Here is a 13,439-nt window from a genome sequence, read left to right as displayed (position 1 = left end):
GATTCCGGACGGCGGCACGACAAGCCAAGGATCCGGTGGCGGGGCGACCCGCGCGCCGGTGACACAAACCCGATGGCACGCGCAAGCGTCCGCAACGGGACCGTGGAGAGGGCGACACGCCCGACCGCGGGTGCCGGGGTCTCCGTGAGGTGGCCCAGGTCGGAATGTAGGAGAGCCGGTCAGCAGGCCGGCTAACGAGCAGACGGCGCGGCCGCGATGCGGCCGAAGGGAGCGGAGAAACCCGGTGCCCACGATCCAGCAGCTGGTCCGAAAGGGCCGCCAGGCGAAGACGACCAAGACCAAGACCCCGGCGCTGAAGGGTTCCCCTCAGCGGCGCGGCGTGTGCACCCGCGTGTACACCACCACCCCGAAGAAGCCGAACTCGGCGCTGCGCAAGGTCGCTCGCGTGAAGCTCAGCAGCCAGATCGAGGTGACCGCCTACATCCCGGGCGTCGGTCACAACCTCCAGGAGCACTCGATCGTGCTCGTGCGCGGTGGCCGGGTGAAGGACCTCCCCGGCGTGCGTTACAAGATCGTTCGCGGTTCGCTGGACACCCAGGGTGTCCGCAACCGCAAGCAGGCGCGCAGCCGTTACGGCGCGAAGAAGGAGAAGAGCTGACATGCCGCGTAAGGGACCCGCTCCGCGGCGGCCACTGGTCGCTGACCCGGTGTACAACTCGCCGCTGGTCACCCAGCTGGTGAACAAGATCCTGCTCCGCGGCAAGCGTCAGCTCGCCGAGTCCATCGTGTACGCGGCCCTCGAGGGCTGCCGCGAGAAGTCCGGCACCGACCCGGTCGTCACCCTCAAGCGGGCGATGGACAACGTCAAGCCGACCCTCGAGGTGCGTAGCCGTCGTGTCGGTGGCGCCACCTACCAGGTTCCGGTCGAGGTCCGCCCGACCCGGGCGACCACGCTGGGCCTGCGTTGGCTTGTCACCTACTCGCGCGCCCGGCGCGAGAAGACCATGGTCGAGCGGCTGATGAACGAGCTGCTGGACGCGAGCAACGGCCTCGGTGCCGCCGTCAAGCGGCGCGAGGACACGCACAAGATGGCCGAGTCGAACAAGGCCTTCGCGCACTACCGCTGGTAACACCCTGGTTCCGGCGCCTCCGGGCGCCGGAACCGCCACCAGTTGTGTCGAGACGACGATAAGTAGGGATTGAAGTGGCCGCCGCAGACGCGCTCGCCAACGTACGCAACATCGGCATCATGGCGCACATCGATGCCGGTAAGACCACGACCACCGAGCGGATCCTGTTCTACACCGGCATCACGTACAAGATCGGTGAGGTCCACGAGGGCGCTGCCGTCATGGACTGGATGGAGCAGGAGCAGGAGCGTGGCATCACCATCACCTCCGCTGCTACCAAGTGTGAGTGGAAGGGCCACACGATCCAGATCATCGACACGCCCGGTCACGTCGACTTCACGGTCGAGGTCGAGCGGTCGCTGCGAGTGCTGGATGGTGCGGTAGCGGTCTACGACGGTGTCGCCGGCGTGGAGCCGCAGACGGAGAACGTCTGGCGGCAGGCCGACAAGTACAACGTCCCGCGTATGTGCTTCGTCAACAAGCTCGACCGGACCGGCGCCGACTTCTTCCGCTGCGTGCAGATGATGATCGACCGGCTGAACGCCACCCCGCTGGTGCTCCAGATCCCGATCGGGCTCGAGGGCGACCACATCGGTGTCGTCGACCTGATCGGCATGCGCGCTCTCACCTGGCGTGGGGAGACCCAGAAGGGTGAGGACTACGCGATCGAGGAGATCCCGGCCGAGCTGGCCGACTCCGCGGCCGAGTGGCGCGAGAAGCTGATGGAGACCCTGGCCGACGTCGACGACTCGGTGATGGAGAAGTACCTGGAAGGCGAGGAGGTCTCCGTCGAGGAGATCAAGGCCGCCATCCGGCGTGCCACCATCGCCGGCAAGGCCAACCCGGTGCTGTGCGGCTCGGCGTTCAAGAACAAGGGCGTTCAGCCCATGCTCGACGCCGTTGTCGACTTCCTGCCGTCGCCGCTGGACGTTCCGGCGATCGAGGGTACGGCCACCGATGGCGAGACCCCGCTGCTGCGGAAGCCGTCCAACTCGGAGCCGTTCTCCGGCCTGGCGTTCAAGATCCAGACGGACAAGCACCTCGGTAAGCTCACCTACGTGCGGGTCTACTCCGGCACGCTCGATTCCGGTTCCCAGGTGGTCAACTCCACCAAGGACCGCAAGGAGCGCATCGGCAAGATCTACCAGATGCACGCCAACAAGCGGGAAGAGCGTCCGTCGGCGCAGGCCGGCGACATCATCGCCGTGCAGGGTCTCAAGCAGACCACCACCGGCGACACGCTCTCCGACCCGGCGAACCCGGTGATCCTGGAGTCGATGACGTTCCCGGAGCCGGTCATCTCGGTGGCGATCGAGCCGAAGACCAAGTCCGACCAGGAGAAGCTGGGCACCGCGATCCAGCGGTTGGCCGAGGAGGACCCGACCTTCCGCGTCCAGCTGGACGAGGAGACCGGTCAGACGGTCATCTCCGGCATGGGCGAGCTGCACCTGGACATCCTGGTCGACCGGATGCGCCGCGAGTTCAACGTCGAGGCCAACGTCGGCAAGCCGCAGGTGGCGTACCGCGAGACCATCCGCCGCAAGGTGGAGAAGGTCGAGTACACCCACAAGAAGCAGACCGGTGGTTCCGGCCAGTACGCCCGCGTGATCGTGAGCGTCGAGCCGCTGCCGCTGGACAACGACTCGCCGACCTACGAGTTCGCAAACGCCGTCAGCGGCGGCCGGATCCCCCGGGAGTTCATCCCGTCGGTGGACGCCGGTGCGCAGGACGCGCTGCAGTACGGCATCCTCGCGGGCTTCCCGCTGGTCGGTGTGAAGCTGACCCTGCTGGACGGCCAGTACCACGAGGTCGACTCGTCGGAAATGGCATTCAAGATCGCCGGCTCGATGGTGATGAAGGACGCGGCCCGCAAGGCCGATCCCGCGTTGCTCGAGCCGATGATGGCCGTTGAAGTCACCACTCCTGAGGAGAACATGGGTGACGTCATCGGTGACCTCAACTCCCGCCGCGGCATCATCCAGGCGATGGAGGAGCGCAGTGGCGCCCGCATCGTCAGGGCTCTGGTGCCGTTGTCGGAGATGTTCGGCTACGTCGGCGACCTGCGGTCGAAGACCCAGGGCCGGGCTAGCTACAGCATGCAGTTCGACTCCTACGCCGAGGTTCCGCAGAGCGTCGCGAAGGAGATCATCGCCAAGGCAACGGGCGAGTAACGCTCTGAGCTGGTGATTCGTGGTTGGTCGCGGGAGGGTTCACCCGCCCGCGGCCACCACGATCGGATCGCGTGAGACCGGGCCTGTAGGCTTCATCGCCGCAGAACCCACAAAGGCTCTCCGACCGTCAGGTCGGAAAGGCTGTCGACAGAGTCCTAAGCGCCGACCGGCGCGCCGGGCGTACGAACCAAGAAGTCCACAGGAGGACACCAGTGGCGAAGGCTAAGTTCGAGCGGACTAAGCCGCACGTCAACATCGGCACCATTGGTCACATCGACCACGGTAAGACGACGCTGACGGCGGCCATCACCAAGGTCCTGCACGACCAGTTCCCGGACCTGAACCCCTACACGCCGTTCGACGAGATCGACAAGGCGCCGGAGGAGAAGGCCCGCGGCATCACGATCTCGATCGCGCACGTCGAGTACCAGACCGAGGCGCGGCACTACGCGCACGTCGACTGCCCCGGCCACGCGGACTACATCAAGAACATGATCACCGGTGCCGCGCAGATGGACGGCGCGATCCTGGTGGTCGCGGCGACCGACGGCCCGATGCCGCAGACCCGCGAGCACGTGCTGCTGGCCCGTCAGGTTGGTGTGCCGTACATCGTCGTGGCGCTCAACAAGAGCGACATGGTCGACGACGAGGAGCTCCTGGAGCTCGTCGAGCTCGAGGTCCGTGAGCTGCTCTCCTCGCAGGAGTACCCGGGTGACGACCTGCCGGTCGTTCGGGTTTCGGCGCTGAAGGCCCTCGAGGGTGACCCCGAGTGGACCGGCAAGCTGCTGGACCTGATGACCGCTGTCGACACCTCGATCCCGCAGCCGGAGCGCGAGGTCGACATGCCGTTCCTGATGCCGGTTGAGGACGTCTTCACGATCACCGGTCGTGGCACCGTCGTCACCGGTCGCGTGGAGCGCGGCGTTCTCCTGCCGAACGAGGATGTTGAGCTCGTCGGTATCAAGGAGAAGAGCTTCAAGACCAAGGTCACCGCGATCGAGATGTTCCGGAAGACCCTGGACGACGCCCGCGCAGGCGAGAACGTCGGCCTGCTGCTGCGTGGCACCAAGCGCGACGAGGTCGAGCGCGGCATGGTCGTCGTGAAGCCGGGCTCGAACACCCCGCACACGGAGTTCGAGGCGACGGTCTACATCCTCTCCAAGGAGGAGGGTGGCCGCCACACCCCGTTCTTCCAGAACTACCGTCCGCAGTTCTACTTCCGGACCACGGACGTCACCGGTGTCGTCACCCTCCCCGAGGGCACCGAGATGGTCATGCCGGGTGACAACACGTCCATGTCGGTGAAGCTGATCCAGCCCATCGCCATGGAGGAGAACCTCAAGTTCGCGATCCGCGAGGGTGGCCGCACCGTCGGCGCCGGGTTCGTCACCAAGATCATCAAGTGAACTAGGTAACCCCGATTAGACCCGCCGCCGGTCGTGCGGCATACTAGTCAGGTTGCGTAACGACAGTTCGTCGCCTGTGTTCGGCTTTCGCTGAACCTCCGGGTGGCGAGTCAGTCGAGCGTAGGGTGGTTGGCGGCCCAGTCGCCAACCACCCTCGCACGGCGTTCAGGTCGCGGTAATGCGATCGGCGCCTTGACCCACCGCGCGGTCAGCACCACTCCGGAACCACGGGGCGGAGCTCGGCCCGAGGGCGCGACACGCCCGACCGCGGGGGTCGGCGAAGTGGGCCTGTGCCAGCCGGCACAGGCGCCCGCAACACAGCGGCATCGAGAGAAGGAACAGAAGCCACCATGGCGGGACAGAAGATCCGCATCCGGCTCAAGGCCTATGACCACGAGGTCGTCGACTCCTCGGCTCGGAAGATCGTCGAGACGGTGACGCGCACCGGGGCGCAGGTCGCGGGCCCGGTGCCGCTGCCCACGGAGATCAACCGTTTCTGCGTTATCCGCTCGCCGCACAAGTACAAGGACTCGCGCGAGCACTTCGAGATGCGCACGCACAAGCGGCTGATCGACATCATCGACCCGACCCCGAAGACGGTCGACTCGCTCATGCGCCTCGACCTGCCGGCTGGCGTCGACATCGAGATCAAGCTGTAGGGACCGGACAAATGGACAGGCAAGTCAAGGGGATCCTGGGCGCCAAGCTCGGCATGACCCAGGTCTGGGACAACAACAAGGTTGTTCCCGTGACCGTGGTCGAGGCCGGCCCGTGCGTCATCAGCCAGGTTCGTAGCGCCGAGAAGGACGGTTACTCCGCGGTCCAGCTGGCCTACGGCACCATCGACCCGCGCAAGGTCAAGAAGCCGATCAGCGGGCACTACGCCAAGGCGGACGTGGCGCCGCGCCGGCACATCGTCGAGCTGCGCACCACGGACGCGGGGGAGTACTCGCTCGGCCAGGAAGTCACTGTCGAGGAGTTCCCGGCCGGCGTCACCATCGACGTCACCGGCAAGACCAAGGGCAAGGGCTTTGCCGGCGCGATGAAGCGGCACGGCTTCCACGGTCTGGGCAGCAGCCACGGTGTCGAGCGCAAGCACCGTTCGCCCGGTTCCATCGGCGCCTGCGCGACCCCCGGTCGCGTCTTCAAGGGCACCCGGATGGCCGGTCGGATGGGTGGCGTGCGGTACACCGTGCAGAACCTCACCGTCCAGGCGGTCGACACCGAGAACAACCTCCTGCTCGTCCGGGGCGCCATTCCTGGCCCCAAGGGCGCGCTGGTTCTGGTCCGTACCGCGGCCAAGATCAAGGTGAAGAAGGGCGGTGCGGCCAAGTGACCACCGTTGACGTGCGCACCGTCGAAGGCACCACCAGCAGCTCCGTCGAGCTGCCGGCGGACATCTTCGACGTGCAGGCCAACGTCGCGCTGATGCACCAGGTCGTGGTGGCCCAGCTCGCGGCGGCCCGACAGGGCACGCACAAGACCAAGACCCGCGCCGAGGTCGCTGGTGGCGGCAAGAAGCCGTACAAGCAGAAGGGCACCGGTCGCGCCCGGCAGGGCTCGATCCGCGCGCCGCAGTTCGCCGGCGGTGGCGTCGTGCACGGTCCCGTGCCGCGCGACTACAGCCAGCGGACCCCGAAGAAGATGAAGGCCGCCGCTCTGCGGGGTGCCCTCTCCGACCGGGCCCGCGCCGGGCAGGTGCACGTCGTCGAGGCGTTCGTCTCGGGCGAGAAGCCGTCGACCAAGGCGGCCCTGGCCACGCTGACCAAGCTCACCGAGGCCCGTCGGGTCCTGGTCGTGCTGAGCAGCACCGACGAGCTGAACTGGGTGTCGCTGCGCAACGAGCCGCGCGTGCACCTGATCGAGTCCGGCCAGCTGAACACGTACGACGTGCTGGTGGCCGACGACGTGGTCTTCACCAAGGACGCCCTGGACGAGTTCCTGGGCGTGCCCGCCGAGACCACCGAGGAGGGTGGCAAGTGAGCACGATCGCCGACCCGCGCGACATCATCGTGGCGCCGGTCGTCTCGGAGAAGAGCTACAGCGAGCTGAACCGGAACTGGTACACCTTCCTGGTGCACCCGGACGCGAACAAGACCGAGATCAAGATCGCTATCCAGCAGATCTTCAACGTCCGCGTCCTGACGGTCAACACGCTCAACCGCCAGGGTAAGCGCAAGCGCACCAAGACCGGCTTCGGTCAGCGCAAGGCGACCAAGCGGGCGATCGTGAAGCTGGCTGACGGTGACCGCATCGAGGCCTTCGGCGGCCCGGTCAGCTGAGGGGTGTAGACAATGGCTATCCGTAAGTACAAGCCGACGACGCCGGGCCGACGTGGCTCGAGTGTCGCTGACTTCGCCGAGATCACCCGGTCCACGCCGGAGAAGTCGCTGCTGGTTCCGCTGCCGAAGAAGGGCGGGCGTAACGCCCACGGCCGGATCACCACGCGGCACCACGGCGGCGGTCACAAGCGCCAGTACCGTCTGATCGACTTCAAGCGGGTCGACAAGGACGGCGTGCCGGCGAAGGTCGCTCACATCGAGTACGACCCGAACCGCACGGCGCGCATCGCGCTGCTGCACTACGCCGACGGCGAGAAGCGGTACATCATCGCGCCGAAGGACCTGAAGCAGGGCGACCGCGTCGAGTCCGGTCCGGGCGCCGACATCAAGCCGGGTAACAACCTGCCGCTGCGCAACATCCCGGTCGGTACCACGATCCACAACGTGGAGCTGCGTCCGGGTGGCGGGGCCAAGCTGGCCCGCTCCGCCGGTGTCGGTATCCAGCTGCTCGGCCGCGAGGGCGCGTACGCGACCCTTCGTATGCCGTCCGGCGAGATCCGGCGGGTGGATGTGCGCTGCCGCGCCAGCGTCGGCGAGATCGGCAACGCCGACCAGTCGAACATCAACTGGGGCAAGGCCGGCCGGATGCGGTGGAAGGGCAAGCGCCCGACCGTCCGTGGTGTCGCCATGAACCCGGTCGACCACCCGCACGGTGGTGGTGAGGGTAAGACCTCCGGTGGTCGCCACCCGGTCAACCCGCAGGGTAAGCCCGAGGGCCGCACCCGCCGTAAGGGCCAGCCGAGTGACCGGCTGATCGTCCGCCGCCGCTACGCCACGCGTAAGCGCGGCTGAGGGAGATAAGACATGCCTCGCAGCCTGAAGAAGGGCCCGTTCGTAGACGACCACCTGCTCAAGAAGGTGGAAGTACAGAACGACAAGGGCTCCAAGAACGTGATCAAGACCTGGTCGCGGCGTTCGACGATCATCCCCGAGATGCTGGGGCACACGATCGCCGTTCATGACGGACGCAAGCACGTCCCGGTGTTCGTGACCGAGGCGATGGTCGGGCACAAGCTCGGCGAGTTCGCGCTGACCCGCACTTTCAAGGGTCACGAGAAGGACGACCGGAAGAGCCGTCGGCGCTGACGCCGCGGGCATACGGATAGAGGGAACAAGGGGTTACAGCGATGCCAGGAAAGGGCGACGCTCCGGTGCTTCCGGGCGCGCGGGCGGTTGCGCGGCACGTGCGCATCTCGCCGATGAAGGCGCGCCGGGTGGTCAACCTCGTCCGCGGCCTGCCCGCGAAGGAGGCGCTCACGGTGCTGCAGTTCGCGCCGCAGGCTGCGAGCGAGCAGGTGTACAAGGTGCTCGCTAGCGCGATCGCCAACGCGGAGAACAACGAGCGGCTGGACCCCGACGCGCTGCTCGTCAGCGAGGCCTTCGTGGACGAGGGCCCGACGATGAAGCGGTTCCAGCCGCGGGCGCAGGGTCGGGCGTACCGAATCCGCAAGCGCACCTGCCACATCACCGTGGCGGTCGAAGCGGTCGCGCCGGCAGCGCCGAGGAAGGCCGCGGCGAAGAAGGCCGCCCCGGCCACGGAGGCCGCACCGGCCGAAGCGCAGAGCAAGACGGAGGACGCCGAGTAATGGGTCAGAAGGTTCACCCCACTGGGTTCCGGCTCGGCATCTCGACCGACTGGAAGTCCCGCTGGTTCGCGGACAAGCTCTACAAGGACTACATCGGCGAAGATGTCAAGATTCGCCGGATGATGTCCAAGGGCCTGGAGCGTGCCGGGATTTCCAAGGTCGACATCGAGCGCACCCGCGACCGGGTCCGGGTCGACATCCACACCGCCCGGCCGGGCATCGTCATCGGCCGTAAGGGTGCGGAGGCCGACCGGATCCGCGGCGAGCTTGAGAAGCTCACCGGCAAGCAGGTTCAGCTGAACATCATCGAGGTGAAGAACCCCGAGTCGGACGCTCAGCTGGTCGCGCAGGGCGTGGCCGAGCAGCTGTCCAGCCGGGTCAGCTTCCGTCGGGCGATGCGCAAGGCCATGCAGTCGGCGATGAAGAACCCGGTCTGCAAGGGCATCCGGGTTCAGGTCTCGGGCCGCCTCGGCGGCGCCGAGATGAGCCGGACCGAGTTCTACCGTGAGGGCCGGGTTCCGCTGCACACGCTGCGGGCCAACATCGAGTACGGCTTCTTCGAGGCCCGTACGACGTTCGGTCGGATCGGTGTGAAGGTCTGGATCTACAAGGGCGACGCCGTCCCGGGCCGGGAGGCTCCGGCCGAGGCCGGTCCGTCCCGCCCGCGTCGTGGTGAGCGTGGCGACCGTCCCGAGCGTCCGCGTCGTGGTCGGTCGGGTTCGTCCGGCACCACGGCCGGTGGCACCGAGGCCGGGCGGGCTGCTGCGACCACCATCGCGCAGCAGGCCGAGACGCCGAGCGGCGAGCCGGTGGACAGCGCAGCTGTCGCCGCCGCGGCTGCTCCGGCAGAAACGCAGCAGGAGGGCTGACAGATGCTGATGCCGCGCAAGCCCCCGAAGGGCTTCCGCAAGCCGCACCACCCGGACCGCAGTGGCGCGTCCAAGGGTGGTAACCGGGTGGTGTTCGGCGAGTTCGGGATCCAGGCTCTCGAGCCGGCGTACGTGACGAACCGGCAGATCGAGTCGGCACGTATCGCGATGACTCGCCACATCAAGCGTGGTGGCAAGGTCTGGATCACGATCTTCCCGGACCAGGCCCTCACCAAGAAGCCTGCCGAGACCCGGATGGGTTCCGGTAAGGGTTCGCCCGAGTGGTGGGTCGCCAACGTCAAGCCGGGGCGGGTTCTCTTCGAGATGTCCTTCCCCAACGAGCAGACCGCGCGAGAGGCCATGCGTCGCGCGATCCACAAGCTCCCGATGAAGTGCCGCATTGTTACGCGCGAAGTGGGTGAATCCTGATGGCAGCGGGCGTTAAGGCGACCGAGCTGCGTGAGCTCTCCGAAGAGGAGCTGGTCACGAAGCTGCGGGAGGCCAAGGCGGAGCTGTTCAACCTCCGCGTGCAGGCCGCAACCGGGCAGCTGGACAACAACCGGCGGTTGCAGGTCATCCGTCGGGAGATCGCCCGGATCTACACGATCATGCGTGAGCGCGAGCTGGGGCTCTCGGCCGCGCCGACTGAGGTGACTGCATCATGACCGAAGAGACCGCCACCGCCGCCGCGCGGTCGCGCCGCAAGGTCCGCGAGGGCCTGGTGATCAGCGACAAGATGGACAAGACCGTCGTCGTCGAGGTCGAGGACCGGGTTCGGCACGCGCTGTACGGCAAGATCATGCGCCGTACGGCCAAGCTGAAGGTGCACGACGAGCAGAACGCCGCTGGCACCGGTGACCGGGTTCTCATCATGGAGACCCGGCCGCTGAGCGCCACCAAGCGTTGGCGGATCGTGGAGATCCTGGAAAAGGCCAAGTAGCGAAGGCTCGAGCTCGCCCGGCGTTGCGTCGGGCGTAGGTTCCGCCAGGCTCCGGCCGCTACGGCGGCCGGAGAACCGGCAGACATAGGAGATAGACGTGATTCAGCAGGAGTCGCGACTGCGCGTCGCCGACAACACGGGTGCTCGGGAGATCCTGTGCATCCGGGTTCTCGGTGGCTCGGGTCGGCGCTACGCGAGCATCGGCGACGTCATCGTGGCCACGGTCAAGGACGCGATCCCGGGTGCCGGTGTGAAGAAGGGCGACGTCGTCAAGGCGGTCGTCGTTCGCACGGCCAAGGAGAAGCGTCGGCCGGACGGCTCGTACATCCGCTTCGACGAGAACGCCGCCGTCATCATCAAGGACGGCGGGGACCCGCGTGGTACCCGCATCTTCGGCCCGGTGGGCCGGGAGCTGCGGGACAAGCGGTTCATGAAGATTATTTCCCTCGCGCCGGAGGTGTTGTGACCGTGAAGGTCAAGAAGGGCGACACGGTCGTCGTCATCGCCGGCAAGGACAAGGGTGCCAAGGGCAAGGTCATTCAGGCCTACCCGCGGCAGGACAAGGTCCTGGTCGAGGGCGTGAACCGGGTCAAGAAGCACACCCGCATCAGCACCACCCAGCGTGGCGCCAAGACCGGCGGCATCGTCACTCAGGAGGCCCCGATCCACGTCTCGAACGTGCAGGTCCTGGACTCCGACGGCAAGCCGACCCGCGTCGGTTACCGGATCGACGACAACGGCCAGAAGGTCCGCATCGCGCGTAGCACCGGTAAGGACCTGTGATGACCACGGCTACCGAAAAGACCCTGCCGCGCCTCAAGGAGCGGTACCGCAACGAGATCGTGGCCCAGCTGCGCGAGCAGCGCAGCTACGGCAACCCCATGCAGGTGCCGCGGCTGGTCAAGATCGTCGTCAACATGGGTGTCGGCGAGGCTGCTCGCGACGCCAAGCTGATCGACGGCGCGGTCCGCGACCTCGCCACGATCACCGGCCAGAAGCCGCAGGTGCGGCGGGCGACCAAGTCCATCGCGCAGTTCAAGCTGCGCGAGGGCATGCCGATCGGTGCGAAGGTGACCCTTCGCGGCGACCGGATGTGGGAGTTCCTGGACCGGCTGCTGTCCATCTCGCTGCCGCGTATCCGCGACTTCCGCGGTCTGGACGGGCGCAAGCTGGACGGGCACGGCAACTACACGTTCGGTCTGACCGAGCAGTCGGTGTTCCACGAGATCGACCAGGACCGGATCGATCGCCAGCGGGGCATGGACATCACGGTGGTCACGACCGCCACGACCGACGACGAGGGCCGGGCGCTGCTCAAGCTCCTGGGCTTCCCGTTCAAGGAGAACTGAGATGGCCAAGAAGGCGCTGATCATCAAGGCGGCCGCGAAGCCGAAGTTCTCGGTTCGCGCGTACACCCGCTGCCAGCGGTGCGGGCGTCCGAAGGCGGTCTACCGCAAGTTCGGGCTCTGCCGGGTCTGCATCCGGGAGATGGCTCACCGCGGTGAGCTGCCGGGCGTGTCCAAGGCTTCCTGGTAAGGGCGACCGCGTCCCGGCCGTCGGCCGGGAACTCCTGCACCGATTAGGTATTGCTCTTCGCCGTAGGCCCGGGGCTGATGCCCCGGGAACCCCGGCGAGAAAGGCTGACGAAATCCATGACGATGACCGACCCGATCGCAGACATGCTCACGCGTCTGCGTAACGCCAACCAGGCGTACCACGATCAGGTGAAGATGCCCTACTCCAAGATCAAGGCGAACATCGCCGAGGTCCTGAAGGCCGAGGGTTACATCGCCACCTGGTCGGTCGAGGAGCCCGAGGAGGGTGCCGTCGGCAAGCGACTGGTCGTCGAGCTGAAGTACGGCCAGAACCGCGAGCGGAGCCTGGCCGGCATCAAGCGCGTGTCCAAGCCCGGTCTCCGGGTGTACGCCAAGTCGGACGGGCTCCCGCGGGTGCTCGGTGGGCTGGGCGTGGCGATCATTTCGACGTCCCAGGGGCTGCTGACCGACCGGCAGGCCCGCAAGCGGAGTGTTGGCGGGGAAGTCCTCGCCTTCGTCTGGTAACGGGAGACTGGTAGAAATGTCGCGAATTGGACGTAAGTCGATCCCGGTACCAGCCGGCGTCGACATCACGATCGACGGGCAGACCGTCAAGGTCAAGGGCCCCAAGGGCCAGCTTGAGCACACCCTCGCCGAGCCGATCACGGTCGAGCGGGCCGAGGATGGGCAGCTGAACGTCAACCGGCCGAACGACGAGCGCAAGGCCAAGGAACTCCACGGCCTGAGCCGTACGCTGGTTGCCAACATGATCGTCGGGGTCACCGAGGGCTACCGCAAGAGCCTGGAGATCGCCGGCACCGGTTACCGGGTCACCGCCAAGGGTTCGGACCTCGAGTTCGCGCTCGGGTTCTCGCACCCGGTGGTCGTCCCCGCCCCGGCGGGCATCACCTTCACGGTGGAGCGGCCCACTCTGTTCCACGTGGCTGGCATCGACAAGCAGCAGGTCGGTGAGGTCGCCGCCAACATCCGGAAGATCCGCCCGCCGGAGCCCTACAAGGGCAAGGGCGTGAAGTACCAGGGCGAGGTCATCCGCCGCAAGGCCGGAAAGGCAGGTAAGAAGTGAGCGCCACGCTGCTCAAGCGCCGCCGCGGTGTCGCCGCCAAGCGCGCCGTTGGGCGTGCGCGTCGGCACTTCCGCGTCCGCAAGAACGTCAGCGGTACGTCCGAGCGTCCGCGCCTGGTCGTCACCCGTTCGCTGCGACACATGGTCGCCCAGATCGTCGACGACACCAAGGGCCACACCCTGGCGTCGGCGTCGACCCTGGACGCCTCGCTGCGCGGTGCGGAGGGCGACAAGAGCGCCCTCGCCGGCAAGGTGGGCGCACTGCTCGCCGAGCGGGCCAAGGCCGCCGGCGTCTCCAAGGTCGTCTTCGACCGCGGCGGCAACCGGTACGCGGGGCGAGTCGCCGCGCTTGCCGACGCCGCCCGCGAAGCCGGGCTCGAGTTCTAACAACCCCGTCACGAGAGATAAGGAAGGCT

22 protein-coding genes are annotated in these 13,439 nt (G+C 67.1%); all 22 read left to right on the top strand.

What is annotated here, in order from left to right; translation table 11 throughout:
• Positions 1–244 precede the first annotated feature (244 nt).
• The 22 genes from rpsL (at position 245) to rplR (ending at position 13,410) form a co-directional block, all read left to right on the top strand.
• Positions 245–619 (top strand): 30S ribosomal protein S12, encoded by a 375-nt coding sequence (rpsL, locus tag ACQPWW_RS30905; protein WP_007465318.1) that lies wholly within the window; start codon positions 245–247, stop codon positions 617–619.
• A gap of 1 nt (position 620) precedes the next feature.
• The gene (gene rpsG / locus ACQPWW_RS30900; RefSeq protein ID WP_007465317.1) at positions 621–1,091 is read left to right on the top strand and encodes a 30S ribosomal protein S7; all 471 of its coding nucleotides are present in this window, start codon (positions 621–623) and stop codon (positions 1,089–1,091) included.
• A gap of 74 nt (positions 1,092–1,165) precedes the next feature.
• Entirely contained in the window at positions 1,166–3,262 is a 2,097-nt protein-coding gene (gene fusA / locus ACQPWW_RS30895) for an elongation factor G (protein WP_433127358.1), read from the top strand.
• 212 nt (positions 3,263–3,474) lie between these two features.
• A complete protein-coding gene (gene tuf, locus ACQPWW_RS30890; RefSeq protein ID WP_357253575.1) occupies positions 3,475–4,668 on the top strand; it encodes an elongation factor Tu in 1,194 nt (397 codons plus the stop codon).
• A 350-nt stretch (positions 4,669–5,018) separates the two neighbouring features.
• Entirely contained in the window at positions 5,019–5,327 is a 309-nt protein-coding gene (rpsJ, locus tag ACQPWW_RS30885; RefSeq protein WP_007073037.1) for a 30S ribosomal protein S10, read from the top strand.
• Positions 5,328–5,338: 11 nt separating this feature from the next.
• Entirely contained in the window at positions 5,339–6,004 is a 666-nt protein-coding gene (rplC, locus tag ACQPWW_RS30880) for a 50S ribosomal protein L3 (RefSeq protein WP_357557764.1), read from the top strand.
• Positions 6,001–6,651 (top strand): 50S ribosomal protein L4, encoded by a 651-nt coding sequence (gene rplD / locus ACQPWW_RS30875; protein ID WP_110563096.1) that lies wholly within the window; start codon positions 6,001–6,003, stop codon positions 6,649–6,651. The genes rplC and rplD overlap by 4 nt, the downstream gene beginning before the upstream one ends.
• Positions 6,648–6,950 (top strand): 50S ribosomal protein L23, encoded by a 303-nt coding sequence (gene rplW / locus ACQPWW_RS30870; RefSeq protein WP_007465304.1) that lies wholly within the window; start codon positions 6,648–6,650, stop codon positions 6,948–6,950. Before rplD ends, rplW begins: the two co-directional genes overlap by 4 nt.
• A 12-nt stretch (positions 6,951–6,962) precedes the next feature.
• Positions 6,963–7,802 carry a 50S ribosomal protein L2 gene (gene rplB, locus ACQPWW_RS30865; RefSeq protein WP_110563095.1) on the top strand — a complete coding sequence of 280 codons (840 nt, stop codon included), beginning with the start codon at positions 6,963–6,965 and terminating at the stop codon, positions 7,800–7,802.
• Between the two features lie 12 nt (positions 7,803–7,814).
• Complete coding sequence (rpsS, locus tag ACQPWW_RS30860; protein WP_007465299.1) at positions 7,815–8,096, top strand: 30S ribosomal protein S19; 282 nt, start codon at positions 7,815–7,817, stop codon at positions 8,094–8,096.
• 41 nt (positions 8,097–8,137) lie between these two features.
• On the top strand, positions 8,138–8,596 hold the full coding sequence (rplV, locus tag ACQPWW_RS30855; RefSeq protein WP_007465297.1) for a 50S ribosomal protein L22: 459 nt from the start codon (positions 8,138–8,140) through the stop codon (positions 8,594–8,596).
• Positions 8,596–9,465: a 30S ribosomal protein S3 gene (rpsC, locus tag ACQPWW_RS30850; RefSeq protein ID WP_007465294.1), complete on the top strand. Its 870-nt coding sequence runs from the start codon at positions 8,596–8,598 to the stop codon at positions 9,463–9,465. The genes rplV and rpsC overlap by 1 nt, the downstream gene beginning before the upstream one ends.
• A 3-nt stretch (positions 9,466–9,468) precedes the next feature.
• Positions 9,469–9,894, top strand: coding sequence for a 50S ribosomal protein L16 (rplP, locus tag ACQPWW_RS30845; protein WP_053653940.1), 426 nt, complete (start codon positions 9,469–9,471; stop codon positions 9,892–9,894).
• The gene (rpmC, locus tag ACQPWW_RS30840; protein WP_007465283.1) at positions 9,894–10,130 is read left to right on the top strand and encodes a 50S ribosomal protein L29; all 237 of its coding nucleotides are present in this window, start codon (positions 9,894–9,896) and stop codon (positions 10,128–10,130) included. The genes rplP and rpmC overlap by 1 nt, the downstream gene beginning before the upstream one ends.
• On the top strand, positions 10,127–10,405 hold the full coding sequence (rpsQ, locus tag ACQPWW_RS30835) for a 30S ribosomal protein S17 (RefSeq protein WP_030489590.1): 279 nt from the start codon (positions 10,127–10,129) through the stop codon (positions 10,403–10,405). The genes rpmC and rpsQ overlap by 4 nt, the downstream gene beginning before the upstream one ends.
• Before the next feature lie 97 nt (positions 10,406–10,502).
• Positions 10,503–10,871, top strand: coding sequence for a 50S ribosomal protein L14 (rplN, locus tag ACQPWW_RS30830; protein ID WP_007073026.1), 369 nt, complete (start codon positions 10,503–10,505; stop codon positions 10,869–10,871).
• A complete protein-coding gene (rplX, locus tag ACQPWW_RS30825; RefSeq protein WP_172899047.1) occupies positions 10,868–11,188 on the top strand; it encodes a 50S ribosomal protein L24 in 321 nt (106 codons plus the stop codon). The genes rplN and rplX overlap by 4 nt, the downstream gene beginning before the upstream one ends.
• Positions 11,188–11,754, top strand: coding sequence for a 50S ribosomal protein L5 (rplE, locus tag ACQPWW_RS30820; RefSeq protein ID WP_110563094.1), 567 nt, complete (start codon positions 11,188–11,190; stop codon positions 11,752–11,754). Before rplX ends, rplE begins: the two co-directional genes overlap by 1 nt.
• 1 nt (position 11,755) lies before the next feature.
• The gene (locus ACQPWW_RS30815; RefSeq protein ID WP_007465272.1) at positions 11,756–11,941 is read left to right on the top strand and encodes a type Z 30S ribosomal protein S14; all 186 of its coding nucleotides are present in this window, start codon (positions 11,756–11,758) and stop codon (positions 11,939–11,941) included.
• Between the two features lie 116 nt (positions 11,942–12,057).
• Positions 12,058–12,465, top strand: a complete 408-nt coding sequence (rpsH, locus tag ACQPWW_RS30810) for a 30S ribosomal protein S8 (RefSeq protein WP_007465270.1) — start codon at positions 12,058–12,060, stop codon at positions 12,463–12,465.
• Positions 12,466–12,481: 16 nt separating this feature from the next.
• Positions 12,482–13,024 (top strand): 50S ribosomal protein L6, encoded by a 543-nt coding sequence (rplF, locus tag ACQPWW_RS30805; RefSeq protein ID WP_266246314.1) that lies wholly within the window; start codon positions 12,482–12,484, stop codon positions 13,022–13,024.
• Positions 13,021–13,410, top strand: a complete 390-nt coding sequence (gene rplR, locus ACQPWW_RS30800) for a 50S ribosomal protein L18 (RefSeq protein ID WP_151488126.1) — start codon at positions 13,021–13,023, stop codon at positions 13,408–13,410. The genes rplF and rplR overlap by 4 nt, the downstream gene beginning before the upstream one ends.
• Positions 13,411–13,439: the final 29 nt, after the last annotated feature.

It is taken from the genome of Micromonospora sp. CA-240977, assembly GCF_050942285.1.
Classification (GTDB): Bacteria; Actinomycetota; Actinomycetes; order Mycobacteriales; family Micromonosporaceae; genus Micromonospora.
This window is presented reverse-complemented; position numbering and strand designations above follow the sequence as displayed.